Here is a 19,219-nt window from a genome sequence, read left to right as displayed (position 1 = left end):
CGGTCTTCCGATACTCTCGCTGACCGCAACGGGGGGACATCAACATGGGTATCGATCGACGTTCGGTCATTCGGCGCGGCCTGCTGGCCACCGGCGGGGTGGCCGTCGGGGCCGCCGGTGCGGTCGGGCTGCCGCGGCTGTTCGGGTGGGACCGGCCTCCGCTCAGCGGTGGCTACGCGGCCGCCGCCGACTCGCCGGCCGATCTCCAACGGCCCGGGCTGTCGGTGCGCTACTACGTGGAGACAACCGAGCCGGTGGTGGCCTTCACGTTCGACGACGGCCCGGCTCCGGATTACACGCCGATGGTGCTCGACGCCCTGGACGCGGCCTCGGTCCCGGCCACCTTCTTCATGGTCGGGCGCAACCTGGAGGCCAACGCCGACCTGGTCCGCGACCGGATGAGCCGGCACGCGATCGGCAACCACTCGTGGTCGCACGACGACCTCGCCACGCTGGACAAGGCGGGCGTGCTGAGCGAGCTCACCCGCACCCACGAGATGATCCAGAAGGTGTTCGGGCGGACGACCACGCTGATGCGGCCGCCCTACGGGCACCTCGGCGGCTCCACCGTGCTGGCCGCCGACTGCATGGGCTACGACATCGTGCTCTGGTCGCACCTGATGCGCGAGCTGTACTTCGAGAAGGACCCGGACGGGCAGGTCCGCGACATCGTCGACAACGTCCGCCCGGGTTCGATCGTGCTGGCCCACGACGTCGGCAAGCCGCACCGCCTGGTGTCACTGCGCGGCCTCGGCGCCATGTTCGCCGGTCTCAAGGCACGCGGCTTCCGCTTCGTGACCGTCCCCGAGCTGATCGCCCTGGAGAAGAAGACCCCGGCGGTCTAGCGCAGTCGGGCCACGACATCGGCGGTGATCTCCGGCTCCTCGCGGCCGTCGGTGGTCACCGTGTGCGTGGCCACCTCCAGGTAGAGCGGGCGACGCTGGTCGAGCAGATGTTTCAGGGTGGCCCGCGGGTTCATCGCCAGCAGTGGGCGGCCGGCGCCCAGGCCGACCCGCTTGATCGCGTCGGTCAGCTCCACGGACAGGTAGACGACCGTGTGATCGGCGAGGATCTTACGCGTACCCTCATCGAGGATCGCGCCGCCGCCCAGGGCGAGGACGCCGCCGAACGTCTCCAGGGATGACGCCACGACCTCGCGTTCAAGGGCGCGGAACGCGGCCTCGCCGTCATCGACGAAGATCTCCGGGATCGGCTTGCCGGCCCGTTCCTCGATGATCGTGTCGGTGTCCGCGAACGGCACCCCCAACTCGGCGGCGACCGCCTGGCCGATGGTGGTCTTGCCGGCTCCCATCACGCCGACGAAGACCGCGACCGGGGCCATCAGTGGATGATCAGATTGTCGAGGTACGACTTCAGGTTGCGGCGGATCTCGGCGACCGAGTCACCGCCGAACTTCTCCGTCGCCGCCTCGGCCAGGACCAGGGCGACCATCGCCTCGGCCACGACCGCGCCGGCCGGAACCGCACAGACGTCGGACCGCTGGTTGATCGCGGTGGCCGGCTCGCCGGTGACGATGTCGACGGTCTGCAACGCCCGATTCAGCGACGAGATCGGCTTGAGCGCGGCACGCACCCGCAGCGGCTCGCCGTTGGTGATGCCCCCCTCCAGACCACCGGCCCGGTCGGTCACCCGCTTGACCCCGTCGGGCGTCGGCACGATCTCGTCATGGGCGACCGAGCCACGCGAACGGGCCTGGGTGAAACCGTCACCGATCTCCACACCCTTGACCGACTGGATCGACATCAGCGCGGTGGCCAGGCGGGCGTCGAGCTTGCGATCCCACTGCACATGCGAGCCGAGACCCGGCGGCACGTTGTAGGCCAGCACCTCGACGATGCCGCCGAGCGTGTCCGCATCCTGCTTGGCGGCGTCGACCTCGGCCACCATGCGGGCGCTGGCCTCCGGGTCGAGACAGCGCAGCGGGTCCTCGTCGATCCGGTCGAAGTCGTCGGGCGTCGGGATCACACCCGGCTTGGCGGCGACCGAGCCGAGCTCGATGACGTGCGAGACGATGTCGATGCCGAGCGCCTGCTTGATCAGCTGCTTGGCGACCACCCCGACGGCGACCCGGGCCGCGGTCTCCCGGGCGCTGGCGCGCTCCAGGATCGGGCGGGCGTCGGTGTGCCCGTATTTCTGCATGCCGGCCAGGTCGGCGTGCCCGGGACGCGGCCGGGTCAGCGCCGCGTTACGCGACTGCGAGGCCAGCACCTCCGGATCCACCGGGTCGGCCGCCATCACGGTCTCCCACTTCGGCCACTCGGTGTTACCGACCCGGATCGCCACCGGCGAGCCCTGGGTCACCCCGTGCCGGATGCCACCGATCAGCTCCAGCTCGTCCTGCTCGAATTTCATCCGGGCGCCGCGACCGTAGCCGAGACGACGACGCACCAGGTCACGGGTGATGTCAGCGCTCGTCACCTCGATCCCGGCGGGGACACCCTCGAGCAGCGCGACGAGCGCCGGTCCGTGCGATTCACCTGCAGTCAGCCAGCGCAACACGGCAACAGTCTGGCACGGCGCCCGCACGCCCTGGCACGAGGCCGCCCGCATCCCGCCCAGCGGACACCCGCGCCGCCGCTCAGACGCGGCCGGCGACCGCCTCGCCGAGAGCCGCCCGCATCGCCTCCTGCGGGGCCTCCGGAACCCCGGTGAACTGCTCGAACTGACTGAGCGCCTGAGCCAGCAGCAAATCCAGCCCGGAGACCACCGGGATGTCGCGCTTGGCGGCGGAGGCGGCCAGTGGCGTCGGCCACGGGTCGTACAGGGCGTCGAAATACACACTGCCGGGCCGCCAGGTGACCCGCTCGGCCAGCTCGTCGGCGGCCCCCTTGGGGACCGTGGACAGGACCGCGTCGGCGTCGAAGGCGCCCGCCGCGTCAGCCCAGGCGACCCCGTCGATGGTGAGCCCGAGAGCGACCGCCACCGGGCCCAGCTCCTCGCGGGCCTCCGGACGGCGGGTCACCACGGTGACCGCCTCGGCGCCCAACTCGGCCGCGGCGGCCAGGGCGGCCCGGGCGGTGCCACCACCACCGAGCACGGTGATCCGCGGCGGCGCCTCCTTGACCGCGTGCCGGCCACGGCTCAGACCGAGACCCGCCTCCCGCAGCACATGCACCATGCCCGGGACGTCGGTGTTGTCGGCATGCCACGAGCCGTCCGGCTGGCGGACCAGCGTGTTGGCCACCCCGGCCGCGATGGCCACCGGCGACGCCGAGGTGGCCAGCCGCAGCGCGGCCTCCTTGAGCGGCATGGTCAGCGACAGACCGGCCCACTCCGGGCCCAACCCGGCCACCAGATCCGGCAGCTCGGACTCGGCGCATTCGATCGCCTCATACGACCAACCGGTCAGCCCGGCGGCGGTGAACCCGGCATTGTGGATCACCGGGGAGAGCGAGTGTGCGATCGGCTTACCGCACACGGCGGCCTTCCGGCCGCTGGACGGGGTCTCGTCTTGGCTCTGCACCCGGCCCACTTTACGGGGCCGGGTGGCCGGGTCATTTTCCGCAGAGGTTGATGCCGTTGGCGCAGGCCTTCTGCACGTTCTTCTGGTGCTCGGCGTCGGTCACCGCGAACGCCGAACGCCCGCTCTTGTCGATCGCCACGAAGAACAGCCACGGCCCGTTCGTCGGGCGCAGCGCCCCGATCAGCGCCGCCTTGCCGGGGCTGTTGATCGGCCCGAGCGGCAGGCCTTTCACGATCTCGGTGTTGTACGGGTTCTTCGGGTCGTCCATCTCCTTCTGCAGGAGCTGGCCGGAGTGCTTCGGGTCCTTGCCGTTGAGCTGGAGCCAGTAGTTCGTGGTGACGTCGAACTGCAGCGGCATGTCCTTCACGTACGCCCGGTTGTAGGCGACCCGGGACACCTTCGGCAGGTCGGCGGCGATACCCGCCTCGGCCTGTGACAGCGACGCCACGATCAGCGCCTCGTACGGCGAGACCTTCCGGTTCTTCTGCACCTCGTCGGCGAAGCCCAGATCGCCGGTGACCGTGAGGAAGTGCTCCACCATGGTCCGCAGGGCGCCCTCGGCGGTGACCTTGGTGTCGAACTCGTAGGTGTCCGGGAAGAGGAAGCCCTCGATGCTCTTGGCCGACTGCTTGCCGTCACCCCGGTTGAACCACCAGTCCGGCACGCCGAGCGCCACCGGATCCTTGGCCGCCTCCTCGAAGTCCTTCACCGGGATGCCGGTGCCCTTGGAGAGCAGCTCGTAGGTCTGCTTCGCGGTCTTGCCCTCGGGGACCGTCACGCCCTTGCTGAGTCGCGTGTTCGGGTCGAGCAGCTGCGCGAGGGCCTGTTTGGCGGCCATCTGCCTACGCAACACATACGTACCGGCCTGGATGTTCTTGCTCTTGGGCTCGGCCTCGGCGGCCTCGACGAACGCCTTTGTGCTCTTCACCACATCGGCCTCGACCAGTTCGTTGCCGATCTCGGTGAGCGACAGGTTCTTCCGGATCGTCACCTCGACCGGGGTGGAACCGGAACCCTCGTAGTCGGCGGCGACGAAGAAGCTCGCGACCTTGGTGTAGCCGAAGTAGACGCCGCCACCCAGGACGGCGAAGAGCAGCAGGGTCGTGACCAGCGCGATGGCTGACCGGCCCCGCCCCTTCCGAGCCCGGTTGCCTCGCCGGGATCCACTTGACTCGGCGTCCTCTTCGAACGCCACATCCAGTTCGTCGATCATCTCGTCTGCCTCCGCTGCCCGTCCGGCCGACTCCGGTCAGAACACGACCAGCACTGACGCGCACCATACCCACATCGATGCCTTCGCGCCCACCCCTGGGTTCCTGCCTAACGCGCTGTGGCCGGCGGGGCAACCCAGGCCGGCTACAGCACCCGTCAGAGGGTCAGCAGATCGGGATACCGTTCTTACACGCGATCTGAATGTTGGCGTTGTGCTCCTCGAAGGTCTTCCCGTACGCCATCTTCCCCTTCGCATCGACCGTCACGAAGAAGAAGTAGGGGCTCTTCGGTGCCTCGATCGCGCCCTTCAGGGCGAGCTCGCCCGGGTTGCTGATCGGCCCGATCGACATGCCCGGCACGTTGTACCGGTACGGGTTGTCCTCACTGTGCAGCTCGTCGAGGGTCAGCTTCTCGGAGGACTTGCCCTCCTTGCCGTTCAGGCGCAGCCAGTAGTTGACCGTGCTGTCCAGCTGGAGGCAGCCGCACGGGAACTTGTCGGTGTACACCCGGTTGTAGAGCACCCGGGACACCGGACCCATGTCCTCCGGGAGCAGCGCCTCGACCTGCGTGATCGACGCGGCGACCAGTGCCTCGTACGGCGAGATCTGCAGTTTCGCGGCCTTGTTGGCGAAGTCCAGTTTCGTCATCTCGGCGTTGAAGTTCTTGACCAGCATCTTGAGGATCTGCTCGGCGGTGGCGTTGTCCGGCAGCTCGTAGGTGGCCGGGTAGAGGAAGCCCTCGATGTTGGCCTTGTCCACCTTCTTGCCGTCGCTCCGCTTCATCCAGGTCGCGCTGACACCCAGCTTGGTGATGTCCGACGCGGCCTTCTCGAAGTCGGCGTACTTCAGGCCGCTGGCCTTCGCGAGCTCGGTGAAGACCTGCATCTTCGTCCACCCCTCAGGGATGGTGACGGCGCCCTCGACGAACTTGTTCTTCAGGTCCAGCAGTGCGGTCACCGCGTCGCTGGCCTTCATCTCCTTGCGCAGCTTGTACTGCCCGACCTGGATGTCGGTGCTGTCCGGGTTCTCGTTCGCCGCGTTCACGAAGGCACGCGCGCTCTTGACCACACCCGAGCTGTGCAGCGTCTCGGCGATCACCGAGGCGGAGTCGCCCTTCTTCACCTCGACGATCACCTCGCCGGTGCCGGGGCCGTCGAAGTCGGCGGCCAGGAAACGGCCGGAGAAGCGGTCGTAGCCGTACCAAGCGCCGCCGCCGAGGATGCCGAACAGCAGCAGGACCATCACGAGCGCGACGACGGAGCGGCCCTTGCCCTCCTTACGGCGGTGGCGCCACCGCCCGGGGTCCGGGTTGCTCTCGAACTTGAGTTCCATCTGGTCGCTCAATTAAGTCTGCCTCCGCTGCGCGTCCAGCCAGCCCTGCAGGATCTCCACAGCAGCCGCCTGGTCCACCACCGCCCGCTGGCGCTTGCCTTTCACACCACGCTCCGACAGGCGCCGGCTCGCCACCACCGTCGACATCCGCTCGTCGGTCAGCAGCACCGGCACCGGCGCGAGCACCGCGCCGAGCCGATCCGCATACGCGCGAACGTGGCCGGCCGCCACACCCTCACGCCCGTTCAGCGCCACCGGCAGCCCGACGACGACCTCGGTCGCCTCGTGCTCGGCCACCAGCCGGGCCAGCTCCGTCATGTCCTTCGGAGTGCCGTCGTCACCGGTCTCCCGGTCCCGCGACACGGTCACCACCGGGCTGGCCAGGATCCCGTCCGGGTCGCACTTGGCGACACCGATCCGTACCTGACCCACGTCCACACCCAGGCGGACGCCCCGAGTGAAGCGCATGTTCACGCTCCCACCCTGCACAGCAGCAACCCGCATCTCCCGTCCCCGATTACGCACTGATGCGAAGAGTAGCGATCGGCCTCTTCGATGATCGTCACCGATCGCGACCAAGAGCTTAGCCCCAACGCCCGCCGAACCGCCGCCACCCGGGGCAAGGCCTAAAGATCCGCTAAGAAATGGGGTACCCAAACAACAACGACCGATCACCGAAAGTGATGAGAAGAGCGCCCCGGAGGATCCTCCGGGGCGCTCTCTTCAGTGCGATCTCACGCCTTGTCGGCGACTGCCTGCTCGATCGCGACGAGCAGGCGAGGCGCCTCCTCGGCCGGGACACCGCCGCCCTGCGCCAGGTCGGCGTTACCGCCGCCACGGCCGGACAGCGCCGCCTTCACCAGGTCCTGCGCCGAGATACCCCGGCTCTTCGCCGTACCGTTGATCGCGACGATCAGCGACGCCTTGCCGTTGGACCGGGCGGTCACCGCGACCACCGCGGGACGCGCCGCGTCGATCTTGCCGCGGATCTCCTGCGCCAGCGTCCGCACGTCGTTGACGGCCGCACCCTCCGGCGCCTCGGTGCCGACGTACGCCACACCGCGCACGTCCTTCGCCTGGCCGGCCAGCGCGGCCGCCCCGCCGAGGACCATCTGCGCCCGCAGCTTCTCCAGCTCCTTCTCCGCGTCGCGCAGCGCCGTGACGGTCTGCTCGACCCGGTCGGCGACCTGCTCGCCGGGCACCCGGAACAGATCGGCCAGACGGGACACCAGCAGGTGCTCCTTGGCCAGGAAGCTGAACGCGTCCAGGCCGACGAGCGCCTCCACGCGGCGTACCCCGGAGCCGATCGACTGCTCGTTGAGGATCTTCACCAGGCCGAGCTGGCCGGACCGCGCCACGTGGGTGCCACCGCACAGCTCACGGGCGTAGTCACCGACCTCGACCACCCGGACCTCGTCGCCGTACTTCTCGCCGAACAGCGCCATCGCGCCGAGGCGCCGCGCCTCCTCCTGCGAGGTGACGAACGCGTTCACCTCCAGGTCGCGCAGCAGCACCTCGTTGATCTGCTGCTCGACGTCGAACAGCACCGACGGGTTCACCGCGCCCGGCGTGTGGAAGTCGAACCGCAGCCGGCCCGGCGCGTTCAGCGAACCCGCCTGGGTCGCCGACTCGCCGAGGAAGTTACGCATCGTCTGGTGCACCAGGTGGGTCGCGGTGTGCGAACGGGAGATCGCCTTACGACGGTTCACGTCGATCTCGGCGAGACCGGTCTCCCCGGCGCGCACCTCGCCACGGACCACCCGCGCCTTGTGCACGATCAGGCCGGGCAGCGGCTGCTGCACGTCGACGATCTCCAGCCGGCCGCCGCCGACGTTGATCACACCGGTGTCGGCCTGCTGGCCACCGCCCTCCGCGTAGAACGGGGTGGTGTCCAGGACCAGCTCGACGAACTCGCCCTCACCGGCCACCTCGACCCGACCGGAGTCACCGATCAGCGCCCGGACCCGCGACTCGCGGGTGATCTCCTGGTAGCCGGTGAACTCGACCGGGCCGCCCGCGTCCAGCGCCGAACGGTACGCCGACAGGTCCGCGTGACCGGTCTTGCGCGCCGCCGCGTCCGCCTTCGCCGCCGCCTTCTGCTCCGCCATCAGCCGGCGGAAACCGTCCTGGTCGACCTGCAGGCCCTGCTCCTGCGCGATCTCCAGGGTCAGGTCGATCGGGAAGCCGTACGTGTCGTGCAGTTTGAACGCCTGCGAGCCGGACAGCTGGGTCTTGTTCGACGCGCGGGTCTCGGCGATCGCGGTGTCCAGGATCGTGGTGCCCGCCTTCAGCGTGGAGAGGAACGCGTCCTCCTCCGCGTAGGCGTAGGTGGAGATCCGGCCGAACTCCTTCGCCAGCTCCGGGTACGACGGGGACATGCAGTCCCGCGCGATCGGCAGCAGGATCGGCAGTGCCGGCTCCTGCCAGCCGAGCAGCCGGATCGCCCGGATCGCCCGACGCATGATGCGGCGCAGCACGTAGCCACGGCCCTCGTTGGACGGCACGATGCCGTCGCCGATCAACATCAGCGCGGTACGGACGTGGTCCGCGATCACCCGCAGGCGCACGTCGTCCGGGTGGCTCTCGGACGCCGCGTGGCCGGAGCGCTTGCCGTACTCCTTGCCGGTCATCTCCGCGGCCCGGGACAGGATCGGCCGGACCTCGTCGATCTCGTACAGGTTGTCGACGCCCTGCAGGATCGACGCGATGCGCTCCAGGCCCATACCGGTGTCGATGTTCTGCTTCGGCAGGTCACCGACGATCGTGAACTCTTCCTTCGACTTCACGTCGGTGATCTCGTGCTGCATGAAGACCAGGTTCCAGAACTCCAGGTACCGGTCCTCGTCGACCTCCGGGCCGCCCTCCTTGCCGTACGCCGGACCGCGGTCGTAGTACAGCTCGGAACACGGCCCCGCCGGGCCGGGGATGCCCATCGACCAGAAGTTGTCCTTCTTGCCGCGGCGCACGATCCGCTCCGCAGGCAGGCCGGTCTGCTTCCAGATCTCGATCGCCTCGTCGTCGTCGAGGTAGACGGTCGCCCAGATCTTCTCCGGGTCCAGGCCGAAACCACCCTGCTCGACCGGCTTCGTGGACAGCTCCCACGCCAGCGGGATCGCGCCCGCCTTGAAGTAGTCGCCGAACGAGAAGTTGCCGTTCATCTGGAAGAACGTGCCGTGCCGGCTGGTCTTGCCGACCTCGTCGATGTCCGGCGTCCGGATGCACTTCTGCACGCTCGCCGCACGTGAGTACGACGGGGTCTGCTGCCCCAGGAAGAACGGGACGAACTGCACCATGCCGGCGTTGATGAACAGCAGGTTCGGGTCGTCGATAGCCGGCAGCGGGGCACTCGGGACCACCGTGTGCCCGTTCGCCTCGAAATGCGCCAGGAAGCGCCGCTTGACCTCTGCCGTCTTCATCGATTTCCCTCCTGCGAGCCGGGCTGCGCGTCGTCACGCAGATCGGCGAATTTGTCCTCATACAGCTCACCCGCGGCGAACGCCTCGTGGATCTGCTGCTCCCGCTCGGCCATCCCCTCGCGGACGTCCTCCACGAAGCTACGCAGCGACTCGACGAGGCCGCCAGCGGATTCCGACAGGGACGTGGCGATGCCCGTCGGGGTGAACTCGTTGGCCTTCTGATTCAGCTTGCGGACGACGAGGGCGCCGACGGCCAAGCCGACGCCGAGCCACAGTAGGCGCTTCATGACGGCGTACTACCTCTCTCGCGCTCGGCGCCTCAGCGGGCGGCCTTGCGGCGCTGCTTGATCGCGGCGCGAACCTCGCGCTCCTCCTCGGCGTGCCGGCGAGCGGCCGCCGCCTTGCGCAGCCCGTAACCGAACGAGGCGACCTTGACCAGCGGGTTGGCCGCGGCCGCGGACACGACGGTGACCAGGTTCGCGACGTTCGCGGACACGTTCTGCGCGTGCTCGGTCATCGTGTCGACCTTCGCGAGCTGCACGTTCACACCGTCCAAAGAGACCTGAACCTGTCCCAGAGCGACGTTCACGTTCTCCACCGTGGTGTTCACGTTCGTCAGCAGCGGGCCGGTCCGGTCCACGGTGTCGTTGATCGCGTGCGTGGTGGCGTCGATCGTGCGCCCCAGCTTGAGGATCGGCACGGCCAGCACGAGGACGAGCATCAGGAAGGCGCCCGCCGCGATCAGACCTGCGATATCTCCGGCATCCATGTGGCGCGTTCTCCTATTCGGGTGGTCACGGTTCGGCGGGTCGACCAACAGACCCTACCGTCCGTGACCACCACACGCGTCACGACGTCGCGGGTGTCGGCTCGCTCTGCTGGAAGATGGAATCGTCCGTGGGCAGAACCTGGTCCGGCTGCACACCCTGCGGGCCCGGTGCCGGGTCCGTCTTACCGCGTTCGTCCTCGATCGCGTTCCACACCTTGATGCTCACCGTCGATCCCACGCACGAGGCCGGATCGATCGGTTCCGGGGCCTCCGCACCCGCCTGCGGGTTCTGCTCCGCCGAGACCTGGTCCACCGCGCAGCCCGGCAGGCCGACCGCCAGGTCCAGGGTCAGTTCGTCGCGCTGCCAGCAGGTGTAGGTGCCCTCCTCGGCCTTCACCGGCATCTCCGGGCAGCCCGCGACCTTACGCTCGCTCCACCCGGCCTTGGTCAGCGCCTGCGAGTAGACCTTGGTCGTCTCCTTGAACGACTGATCCGACTCGGACACCCGCTCCCGGAACTCGCACACCCCCAGACACAGGCTGTTGCCGGTCTCGAAGTCCTTGTCGTTCTTCGACGCCCACGCCGGAACCTCCAGCGCGTCCAGCGAGGCCAGCACCGGGTCGCTGGACGCCGCCCGTACCCCGAAGAACGCCGGCAGGACCAGCAGCACCAGCGCCGCGAGCGACACCAGCGTGATCACCCGCAACCGGCGCTGGGTGCGCAGCTTGTGCCGCAACTCGGCACGCAGGCCGTCCGGCCCGTCCTCGCCCTCCGGGCTCGGCTTCCCACCGGTCCCGGTCCGCACGTCATCATCGTCATCGGACGGTACGGCCGGAGCGCCCGCCCGGGCACCGGCGACCACACGGCCGCTCGCGCCCGCCGAACCGGCCGGCTGACCCGGGACGCCGGCTGCACCGCGCCCGGCCGGAGCTGCGGTCCCCACGCCTGCCTTGCCCGACGTGATCGTCCCGGTGGCCCGTCCGGGAGTGACAGCCCCGACGGACGCGGCACCCACCGAGGCGGCGCCCACGGACGCGGCACCTACAGACGCGGCTCCCACGGACGCGGCTCCCACGGCACCGGTGACCGAGCCCACTGCCGGTCCACCGTCGGAACCCGGTCCGCCACGACCCGGCACAGCCGCGCCACCACGGGCGGCACCCGGCCCACCCGGGCCCATGCCCCCTGGTCCACCGGGACCACCAGGCCCACCGGGACCGCCTGGTCCACCGGGGCCCATGCCGTCGCCGGGCCCACGGCCGCCGTTGCCATCCGGCCCGCGGCCGCCTCGGCCGTCCGGCCCGTCGAGTCCACGACCGGGGACGGACGCGCCGCCGAGCGCTCGCGACGGACCATCCGGCCCGTCACCACGACCGGGAACAGCAGCGCCACCCATCGCCCGCGACGGACCATCCGGACCTGCTGGGCCACGGCCGGGCACCGCCGCACCGCCCGCCGCCCGCGACGGACCATCCGGACCTCGGCCGGGCACGGACGCGCCACCCATCGCCCGGGACGGACCATCCGGCCCGTCACCACGCCCAGGAACAGCAGCGCCACCCATCGCCCGCGACGGACCATCCGGGCCATCCGGACCCACCGGCCCACGACCAGGGACAGCGGCACCGCCCATCGCCCGCGACGGACCGTCGGGACCGGCCGCGCGACCGGGGACGCCGCCACGCGAAGGGCCGTTCGGGCCGCGACCGGGCAGACCGGAAGGCTCGCCGTCGGGGCCGCCGCCCATCGAGTTGATCTGATCGTCGTCCGGGCCGGCGTGACCCGGAGGCCTGATCGACCGCGAGGGTCCCTCGTCCGGACTCCGCCCGGGCAGCCCCGAGGGTCTGCCACCAGGACCGGCCCCACGACCGCGCGGTCCGCCGGGCCCACCGTCCGGACCGGCCATACCCGGGCCACCATCCGGACCCGCCATACCGGAACGGCCACCATCGGGCCCACCCATACCGGGACGGCCGGAGTCAGGCCCACCCATACCGGGACGGCCGGAGTCTGGTCCCATGCCGCGGGGCGGCATGCCGTCGGCGTCGCCGGGGCCTCGGCCCGGGCCGCCGTTGGGGCCGGGGCGTCCGCGGCCGGGTGCCATCGCACCCGCCGGGGCCGCGCCCATCGCTGTCGGGGGCATGCCGTCCGGGCCGGTCGGCGGTCGTCCGGGGACAGCCGCGCCGCCTCGGGCCGGTCCCTGGCCGCGGCCCGGTCCCTGACCCGGTACACGGGCTCCGCCTCGCGGTGGCCCGTCCGGACCGCCGTCGGGGCCGGGACGACCGACCGCGGCACGTCCGGGAGCGCCCGGGCCCATCCCCGATGCCGGTCCGGCACCCGGCGGGAGTGCCGGAGCGCCGCCACGTGCGGCGCCCGGGCCGGGTGGGAGAGCCGGTGCGCCCGCTCGTGCGGTGCCGGTGTTGTCCGGGCGCAGACCACTGTGCCGGCCGGTGTGTTCCTCGGGTTCGGACGGGAATCCGCCCTGGGGGCCCGATCCGTCGGCACGAGCCGCCCGGCGGCCCGGTCCGGCCTGTTCGGGCACGATGACGGCGCCCGTGCCACGGTCCTCGCCGGGCTGCGGGCCACGACCGGGACGCTGGATCACACCGGAGGTGCTGTCGGCCATCGCACCGGCCCGGCCGGGAACAACCGGGGTGCGGGCACCCTGACGACCGGGGACGACCGGTGGGACGACCGCCGCGCCGCGGACCGGCCGGCCGTCGCCGGGGCCGATGCGACGCGGGGCGGGAACGTCCGGGGTCCCGGTGAAACCGCCCGCCTCGGGCTCGTCGGGGTCGGCACCCTGGTGCGCGTTACGACGACGGCGTTCCTCACTCCTGGTGAGGCCCTCGCCTCCGGGGCGGCCCGGCGCGCCGCGGCGGGTGACGTTCTGGGTGCCGCTCTCACCCGTGGGCGGCACGAAAGCATGTGAACCGGTGTCCGAGCCGGTCTGCACGAACGAGTGTGAGCCGGTGTCGGAGCCGGTCTGCACGAACGAGTGCGAGCCGGTGCCGGAGCGCAACGCGCCGTCCGGGGCGCCGTGCCGACCGGCGCCGGGACCGGCCGGAGCCGCATGTCCCGGACGGTGAGCGCCGTCGCCGTCGACCGGCTGACCGCCACGACCGGAGTGCCGGCCGGTCGGTCCTTCGGCGGTGCCTTCTTCGGCCGGAGCACGGCGAGCCCGGGCCCGGCCGGAACGGTCGCCACCGGCGCCGGGCCCGCCGGGCACCGCCGCCGCACCATAGGTGCCGGGAGCGCCCCGGCCGCCCTGCTCATAGCCGTTCGGAATGGCCCCGGACTGGTGAACGGGGTCATACCCACCCGGGACGGGCCCGGACTGGTGAACCCCATCCCGACCGCCCGGAATCGGACCGGACTGATGGACGGCGTCCCGACCGTTCGGGATCGGACCGGACTGATGGACCGCGTCCCGACTGTTGGGGATCGGACCGGATTGGTGACCACCGTCGTAGACGTTCGGAATCGGCCCGGACTGGTGCCCGGCGTCGTAGACGTTCGGGATCGGACCCGACGAATGCACGGCGTCGTAGCCGGTGGGAATCGGCCCCGACTGGTGGACGGCGTCGTAAGCGTTCGGGATCGGGCCGGACTGGTGAACAGCGTCGTAGCCGCTCGGGATCGGGCCGGACTGGTGGATACCGTCGGGACGGCCCGGCGACACCGGGTCTGATGGGCGGAAACGGTCTCGGGCCGGGGCGCCGGGCGACACCGGCCGCACCCCCGGTGAGACCGGCCGCACACCTGGTCCGGCGGGTCGGGCGCCCGGGGAGACGGGTCGCGCACCGGGCGGGGCGGGGCGGCTCATCGGGATCTCGGGCGCGTTGCCGGACGGCGGCACGACCGGGGCACCGGCCGGCGGCTGCCCGGGGAACACCTGCCCGGACGGATCGGGGGTGATCGGCCGACGGCCACCACCGGCCTCCGGCCCGGCCACGGCGCGCCCACCCTGCGGCGGCCCACCCCGGCGAGCACCCGGCGGCATCTGACCAGGCGGAGGACCACCCGGCGGCATCTGCCCGGGCGGAACAGCACCGGACTGAAGAGCACCGGGCGGACGAGCGCCAGGCTGATTAGCACCAGGCGGAACAACACCAGGCGGAACAGCGCCAGGAGGAACAGCGCCCGGCTGACGAGCGCCAGGAGGAACAGCGCCAGGTTGACGAGGGCCAGGAGGAACGGCGCCGGGCGGAACAACACCAGGCGGAAGGCCTCCGGGCGGGCCCCCGGCGGGCCGCGGCCCGCTCGGCCCCGGCCCACGGCGACCACGGCCCTGCTGATCGAACGGAACCTGCCCGGCGGGATCCCCACCGGGCGGCATCTGCCCCGGACTGACCGGTCGAGCCGGCATCTGACCGGCCGGAGCCTGCCCCGGCGGCATACCAACCGGACGCTGACCGGGCGCCGGATTACCCGGACGCTGGCCACCCCGTCCCGGCGGGACCTGCCCGGGCGGGAAGGCCCCGGCCGGCGGCGCGCCGGGTGAGACCTGAGCGGCTCGCGGCGCCTGCCGGCCACCGGTGCCCTCGGCGTCGCCCGGACCGTCACCGGGGAAGCCGTCCTCGGAACCGCCGGGGAACGCGAAGTCGTCGTCGGGAGCCTCGTCCGGACCCGGGGCCATCCGCCCCGACTTGCTGGTCCGGGCCTCTCCGGGACGGACACCGGGGCCGATCGCCCCGGCTTCCTCCTTGGCCGTGCGCAGGTCGTCGAGCCAGCCGGTCTCCTCGCGCGGGACCTCCTGGGGAACGGCCGGCTGCTCGGCACGGCCGCCGCCACGCCCGAAGCGCCGACGGTTCTTACCGCCCTGGCCGGCTTCGTCGTCGGGCCGTTCGGCACCCCGCCCTGTCACCGCTGTTCCTTCCCGGCACTGTCGCCGCTGTCGTCACTGCTCCCGGCACCACCCGCGACCGGTCCACTCCCGGCCACCACAGCAGCACCGTCACCACTCCCGGCCGGATCAGCCGAGCCGGTCCCGGCATCCGAGGCGCCTCCGGCATCCGAGACCGAGACGGTCCCCGTGGCCGAAGAGTCCCCGGCTTCGGTGACCGAACCGCCCCCGGCCGAGTCGCCTCCAACCGAGCCGCCTCCAACCGAGTCGACCCCGGCCGAACCGACCCCGGCCGAACCGACCTGAGCCGATTCGCCCGGTCCGTTCCCGGCCGAACCGCCCGGTGACGAGTCCGCCGAAGACGATGACTCATCCGCGGCCCGAGCACCACCCGCCGCGCGGTCCGCCGTACTCACCGAAGCGGTGACCGGCCCGTTCGCCGGTGTCCGCGTCGTGGGGCCGAGGCCTCGCACGATCCGGCGAAGTCGCGGCACCCGTTCACCGACGGCGCGTTCGGCGCCATGATCGGTCGGCCGATAGTAGTCGGTACCGACCAGATCGTCGGGGACATACTGCTGGCGGACCACACCGCGTGGATCGTCGTGCGGGTAGCGGTAGCCCCGGCCGTGACCGAGACCACGTGACCCCGGATAGTGCGCGTCACGCAGGTGAGGCGGGACCGGACCGCCGCGACCGGCGCGGACGTCGGCCATCGCCTCGCCGAGGGCGACCGTGACGCTGTTGGACTTGGGCGCGGTGGCCAGGTGCACGACGGCGTGGGCCAGGTTGAGCCCGGCCTCGGGCAACCCGACGCTCTGCACGGCCTGGGCGGCCGCGGTCGCCACGAGCAGCGCCTGCGGATCGGCCATGCCGACGTCCTCACTGGCGAAGATGACGATGCGCCGGGCGATGAACCGCGGGTCCTCACCGGCGACGAGCATCCGGGCCAGGTAGTGCAGGGCCGCGTCGGGGTCGCTGCCGCGCATGCTCTTGATGAACGCGCTGATCACGTCGTAGTGCGCGTCGCCGTCACGGTCGTAGCGGACGGCGGCCACGTCGACGGCTTTCTCCGCCGTGGCGAGATCGATCTCGGTGACGTCCTGCGCGAGTGCCGATCCGGCCGCGGCTTCGAGGGCGGTCAGGGCTTTGCGGACGTCGCCGTTCGCCAGCCGTACCAAATGGTCCTCGGCATCTGCGGTAAGGGTGACGGCGCCGCCCAGGCCGCGCTCGTCGGTGGTCGCGCGGCGGAGCAGGTCGCGGACGTGCTCCTCGCCGAGGGACTGGAGGGTGAGCAGCACGCAGCGGGAGAGCAGGGGCGAGATGACCGAGAAGTACGGGTTTTCGGTGGTCGCCGCGAGCAGAGTGACCGTCCGGTCCTCGACGGCGGCAAGCAGCGAATCCTGCTGGGTCTTGCTGAAGCGGTGCACCTCGTCGATGAACAGCACGGTCGGCGGCCCGCCATAACGCCGCTCACGCCGGGCCGTGTCGATCACCGCGCGCACGTCCTTGACCCCGGCGGTCAGCGCGGACATCGCGACGAACTTGCGGTCGGTGGCGTTGGCCACCAGATGCGCGATGGTGGTCTTGCCGGTGCCGGGCGGGCCCCAGAGGATCACCGACATCGGGCTGGCGCCGGTGACCAGCTGGCGCAGTGGAGCGCCGGGGGCGAGCAGGTGCTCCTGGCCGATCAGCTCGTCAAGGGTGACGGGACGCATCCGCACCGGCAGCGGCGCGTCGCCGGCCGGCCGCCCGAAACCGGCCGTCGCGGCATCGGCCGGAGCCGCTGCCCGTGCGTCCGGCGGTGCGAGGGAGAAGAGCCCGTCCGTTTCCATCACGACCGACAGTACCGGCCATCCGGACCTGATCCGAAACGCCGCCTTCCGTCCTGTGGATAACCTTCGAGCAGCAACGACAGCCTCACCGAGAGTGGCGGAAAACACCTCCGGCCCGCCCCCGGGGGAAGGGCGGGCCGGAGTAGCCGGAGGGCCGGGGCGGTCAGCCGCGGCCCGGGCGGCGGCCGTAGAAGCGGCGGCCGGAGCCGTTGCCCGCACCGGCGCGCGGGCCGCTGCCGATGCCCGCCAGGTAGAGGGCGAGCAGCAGCAGGCCGAGCGAGGCCATGGTGGAGAAGTTGAACAGGTCGGGGGCGCCGAAGTTGGTGTCGAGCAGGTCGGCGAGCAGGTAGATGCCGAAGACTACGGCGGCGGCGATGGCGAGCATCGGTTCCTCCGGGGGGTGTCAGAGAGCCAGTGACTCGCTGGTACCCGAATGGGAGGGCTCCCGAAACACGGTCTTCGATTTCACCAGATAGAGCGGAGCCGCGGCGGCCAGCACGACCGCTCCGGCGAGGATCGCGACGGTGGTGCCCGCGCCGGCGGCGACCGCGGTGAGGACGACCGCGCCGATCGCGAAGCCCGGTGCGGCGACCATCGAGTTGAGCGAGAGCAGGCTCGCCCGGTACGGCCCCTCGGCCTGCCGGTGCAGCAGCCCGGAGTGCACCGGATTGGCCGCGCCGTGCACGGCGTAGCAGATCAGGAACGCGCCGATCACCCCGACCGGTCCGGCGAACAGGCCCATCCCGGCGACTGTCAGTCCCTGCGTGATCCGCAGCGTGAATCCGGCCCAGCGGGCGCCGACCCGGCGGATGAGCAGCGGCGCGAGGGCGGCTCCGGCCGCGGACGCGCCCCAGGCGGCCGAGCTGACCGGACCCAGCAGCGGGCCGGCCGCGGTGGTCACCTCACTGAGCCGCACCGGCATCAGTTTCTCGAAGGTGACCATGCCGAAACTCCACAGGAACTCCACCCCGACCAGCGCCTGCACCACCCGCGAGCGCCGGGCCAGACCCAGCGCGCCACGGATCGCCACCGGCACACCACGGAGCGAGGCCACGAATGCGGCCTTTCCGCGAGCGGGGCGATCCTCGGTCATCAGCAGCGCCACGGCGATCGTGCTGAGCAGGCTCAGACCAAGGGCGGCCAGCACGGGTACGGCCAGAGCGCTCACCGCCCCGAGCGGCCCGAGCCAGACCAGGCCGCCACTGGCCAGGGCCGCACCCGCCATCGCCAGGCTGCACGCGACCTCACCGCGGCTCAGTCCGCCCTCGATGTCGGCTTCCGGGTCGGCGGCCAGGGACTGGTCGACGAACCAGGACTCCAGCGGCCCGCTGTCCAGCGCGCGGTAGACGCCCTGGAGCAGATAGGAGACCGCGAGCAGGGCGACCGTGTCGGCGACCACGAACAGGGTGAGCGCGGCCAGGTTGACCAGGCCGGCGGCGAGCAGCACCGGTCGTCGGCCGAGCGCGTCGGCCAGCCCGCCGGTGGGCAGCTCCAGCATCAGCACGACGACGCCTTGGACGGCGACGGCCGCACCGATCTGGGCGATGCTCAGCCCTCGCCCCAGTGGCAGCAGGACCAGGACCGGGATGAGCAGCCCGACCGGCATCCAGCGCAGGCTCAGCAGGATCAGGTAGCGGGATCGGACCTGGGCCGCGGTCACTTCGCCTCCTCCACATAGGGCATGGCGCCGTAGAAGAACAGCACCGGTCGCGCGTCCGGCTGGGGATCAGCCAGCGCACGTGATCGATGATTTTCTATCAGTTGCTCCAGATCGGCATGCATCTCGCGTAGCTGCTCCGCGCCGAGAGTGAGCGCGTAGTCACCCATGCCGGCGACATCACGCCACTCCGGGGACTCGCCGGGCGCGCGCAGGCGCCACGCCTCGACCCGCCGGACGAGCTGATTGAGCTGGTACGACTCCAGCCAGTCGACGGCGGCGGCGGCATCCGGATCGTCCGGGTAGTCGCTGCGCTGCCAGGTGGACAACTGGTGCAGGGCCCGCCACCAGCGCTGCCGGCCGCTGCCGGGTCGGTCCTCCTCGACGACCAGGCCGGCCTCGGCGAGCTGGCGCAGGTGGTAGCTGGTGGCGCCGGTATTCGTCTCGAGGGCCTCGGCCAGGCGGGTGGCGGTGGCCGGGCCGTCCAGCCGCAACTGCCCGAGCAGGCGGATCCGCAAGGGGTGGGCGAGCACCCGGATCTGTCGGGAGCTCAGGTGCACCTCGGTCATGCGCTCATCGCTCGTCATGCATCAACAATAACTGTGCACAAAATCTATGCACAACTTCTTTGCATGGAGCCGACGAAAAAGGCCGGCGACCCGGGTCGCCGGC

The 19,219-nt window shown here is 71.3% G+C and carries 18 protein-coding genes; 2 read left to right on the top strand and 16 right to left on the bottom strand.

Annotation, left to right across the window (positions count from 1 at the left end; genetic code table 11):
* Positions 1-44 precede the first annotated feature (44 nt).
* Positions 45-845, top strand: coding sequence for a polysaccharide deacetylase family protein (locus tag Q0Z83_RS53465; protein WP_317791250.1), 801 nt, complete (start codon positions 45-47; stop codon positions 843-845).
* On the opposite strand, the gene Q0Z83_RS53460 is transcribed toward Q0Z83_RS53465, so the two are convergent.
* The 11 genes from Q0Z83_RS53460 to Q0Z83_RS53410 form a co-directional block, all read right to left on the bottom strand.
* Positions 842-1,342, bottom strand: coding sequence for a shikimate kinase (locus tag Q0Z83_RS53460; protein ID WP_317791249.1), 501 nt, complete (start codon positions 1,340-1,342; stop codon positions 842-844). The two genes, Q0Z83_RS53465 and Q0Z83_RS53460, sit on opposite strands and share 4 nt — an antisense overlap.
* A complete protein-coding gene (aroC, locus tag Q0Z83_RS53455; RefSeq protein ID WP_317791248.1) occupies positions 1,342-2,520 on the bottom strand; it encodes a chorismate synthase in 1,179 nt (392 codons plus the stop codon). The genes Q0Z83_RS53460 and aroC overlap by 1 nt, the downstream gene beginning before the upstream one ends.
* A 79-nt stretch (positions 2,521-2,599) precedes the next feature.
* A complete protein-coding gene (locus Q0Z83_RS53450) occupies positions 2,600-3,484 on the bottom strand; it encodes a shikimate dehydrogenase (RefSeq protein ID WP_317791247.1) in 885 nt (294 codons plus the stop codon).
* A 31-nt stretch (positions 3,485-3,515) separates the two neighbouring features.
* The gene (gene mltG / locus Q0Z83_RS53445; RefSeq protein ID WP_317791246.1) at positions 3,516-4,697 is read right to left on the bottom strand and encodes an endolytic transglycosylase MltG; all 1,182 of its coding nucleotides are present in this window, start codon (positions 4,695-4,697) and stop codon (positions 3,516-3,518) included.
* A 163-nt stretch (positions 4,698-4,860) separates the two neighbouring features.
* Entirely contained in the window at positions 4,861-6,027 is a 1,167-nt protein-coding gene (gene mltG, locus Q0Z83_RS53440; protein WP_317791245.1) for an endolytic transglycosylase MltG, read from the bottom strand.
* 12 nt (positions 6,028-6,039) lie between these two features.
* Positions 6,040-6,495 carry a Holliday junction resolvase RuvX gene (gene ruvX / locus Q0Z83_RS53435; RefSeq protein ID WP_317791244.1) on the bottom strand — a complete coding sequence of 152 codons (456 nt, stop codon included), beginning with the start codon at positions 6,493-6,495 and terminating at the stop codon, positions 6,040-6,042.
* Positions 6,496-6,761: 266 nt separating this feature from the next.
* Complete coding sequence (gene alaS / locus Q0Z83_RS53430; RefSeq protein ID WP_317791243.1) at positions 6,762-9,443, bottom strand: alanine--tRNA ligase; 2,682 nt, start codon at positions 9,441-9,443, stop codon at positions 6,762-6,764.
* On the bottom strand, positions 9,440-9,730 hold the full coding sequence (locus tag Q0Z83_RS53425; RefSeq protein WP_317791242.1) for a hypothetical protein: 291 nt from the start codon (positions 9,728-9,730) through the stop codon (positions 9,440-9,442). The genes alaS and Q0Z83_RS53425 overlap by 4 nt, the downstream gene beginning before the upstream one ends.
* A gap of 32 nt (positions 9,731-9,762) precedes the next feature.
* Positions 9,763-10,212 carry a DUF948 domain-containing protein gene (locus tag Q0Z83_RS53420; protein ID WP_317791241.1) on the bottom strand — a complete coding sequence of 150 codons (450 nt, stop codon included), beginning with the start codon at positions 10,210-10,212 and terminating at the stop codon, positions 9,763-9,765.
* Positions 10,213-10,291: 79 nt separating this feature from the next.
* On the bottom strand, positions 10,292-11,017 hold the full coding sequence (locus Q0Z83_RS53415; protein ID WP_317791240.1) for a hypothetical protein: 726 nt from the start codon (positions 11,015-11,017) through the stop codon (positions 10,292-10,294).
* A 236-nt stretch (positions 11,018-11,253) separates the two neighbouring features.
* Complete coding sequence (locus Q0Z83_RS53410; protein WP_317791239.1) at positions 11,254-11,895, bottom strand: hypothetical protein; 642 nt, start codon at positions 11,893-11,895, stop codon at positions 11,254-11,256.
* A gap of 757 nt (positions 11,896-12,652) precedes the next feature.
* On the opposite strand from Q0Z83_RS53410, the gene Q0Z83_RS53405 reads away from it, so the two are divergent.
* On the top strand, positions 12,653-13,144 hold the full coding sequence (locus Q0Z83_RS53405; protein ID WP_317791238.1) for a hypothetical protein: 492 nt from the start codon (positions 12,653-12,655) through the stop codon (positions 13,142-13,144).
* 890 nt (positions 13,145-14,034) lie between these two features.
* On the opposite strand, the gene Q0Z83_RS53400 is transcribed toward Q0Z83_RS53405, so the two are convergent.
* The 5 genes from Q0Z83_RS53400 to Q0Z83_RS53380 all read right to left on the bottom strand — a co-directional run bounded on the left by Q0Z83_RS53400 (position 14,035) and on the right by Q0Z83_RS53380 (position 19,134).
* Positions 14,035-14,541: a hypothetical protein gene (locus Q0Z83_RS53400; RefSeq protein WP_317791237.1), complete on the bottom strand. Its 507-nt coding sequence runs from the start codon at positions 14,539-14,541 to the stop codon at positions 14,035-14,037.
* A 534-nt stretch (positions 14,542-15,075) separates the two neighbouring features.
* Positions 15,076-16,890, bottom strand: coding sequence for a replication-associated recombination protein A (locus Q0Z83_RS53395; protein ID WP_317791236.1), 1,815 nt, complete (start codon positions 16,888-16,890; stop codon positions 15,076-15,078).
* Positions 16,891-17,053: 163 nt separating this feature from the next.
* Complete coding sequence (locus tag Q0Z83_RS53390; RefSeq protein ID WP_317791235.1) at positions 17,054-17,275, bottom strand: hypothetical protein; 222 nt, start codon at positions 17,273-17,275, stop codon at positions 17,054-17,056.
* A gap of 18 nt (positions 17,276-17,293) precedes the next feature.
* Entirely contained in the window at positions 17,294-18,496 is a 1,203-nt protein-coding gene (locus Q0Z83_RS53385) for an MFS transporter (protein ID WP_317797372.1), read from the bottom strand.
* Between the two features lie 50 nt (positions 18,497-18,546).
* Complete coding sequence (locus Q0Z83_RS53380; RefSeq protein ID WP_317791234.1) at positions 18,547-19,134, bottom strand: ArsR/SmtB family transcription factor; 588 nt, start codon at positions 19,132-19,134, stop codon at positions 18,547-18,549.
* Positions 19,135-19,219 lie beyond the last annotated feature (85 nt).

The organism is Actinoplanes sichuanensis, assembly GCF_033097365.1.
Classification (GTDB): Bacteria; Actinomycetota; Actinomycetes; order Mycobacteriales; family Micromonosporaceae; genus Actinoplanes; species Actinoplanes sichuanensis.
This window is presented reverse-complemented; position numbering and strand designations above follow the sequence as displayed.

Coding starts and splice junctions, on each gene's coding strand:
- Q0Z83_RS53465 (WP_317791250.1), top strand. CDS start 45: ATGGGTATCGATCGACGTTCGGTCATTCGGCGCGGCCTGCTGGCCACC.
- Q0Z83_RS53460 (WP_317791249.1), bottom strand. CDS start 1,342: ATGGCCCCGGTCGCGGTCTTCGTCGGCGTGATGGGAGCCGGCAAGACC.
- mltG (WP_317791246.1), bottom strand. CDS start 4,697: ATGATCGACGAACTGGATGTGGCGTTCGAAGAGGACGCCGAGTCAAGT.
- mltG (WP_317791245.1), bottom strand. CDS start 6,027: ATGGAACTCAAGTTCGAGAGCAACCCGGACCCCGGGCGGTGGCGCCAC.
- ruvX (WP_317791244.1), bottom strand. CDS start 6,495: ATGCGCTTCACTCGGGGCGTCCGCCTGGGTGTGGACGTGGGTCAGGTA.
- alaS (WP_317791243.1), bottom strand. CDS start 9,443: ATGAAGACGGCAGAGGTCAAGCGGCGCTTCCTGGCGCATTTCGAGGCG.
- Q0Z83_RS53425 (WP_317791242.1), bottom strand. CDS start 9,730: ATGAAGCGCCTACTGTGGCTCGGCGTCGGCTTGGCCGTCGGCGCCCTC.
- Q0Z83_RS53420 (WP_317791241.1), bottom strand. CDS start 10,212: ATGGATGCCGGAGATATCGCAGGTCTGATCGCGGCGGGCGCCTTCCTG.
- Q0Z83_RS53395 (WP_317791236.1), bottom strand. CDS start 16,890: ATGGAAACGGACGGGCTCTTCTCCCTCGCACCGCCGGACGCACGGGCA.
- Q0Z83_RS53390 (WP_317791235.1), bottom strand. CDS start 17,275: ATGCTCGCCATCGCCGCCGCCGTAGTCTTCGGCATCTACCTGCTCGCC.
- Q0Z83_RS53385 (WP_317797372.1), bottom strand. CDS start 18,496: ATGCCGGTCGGGCTGCTCATCCCGGTCCTGGTCCTGCTGCCACTGGGG.
- Q0Z83_RS53380 (WP_317791234.1), bottom strand. CDS start 19,134: ATGACGAGCGATGAGCGCATGACCGAGGTGCACCTGAGCTCCCGACAG.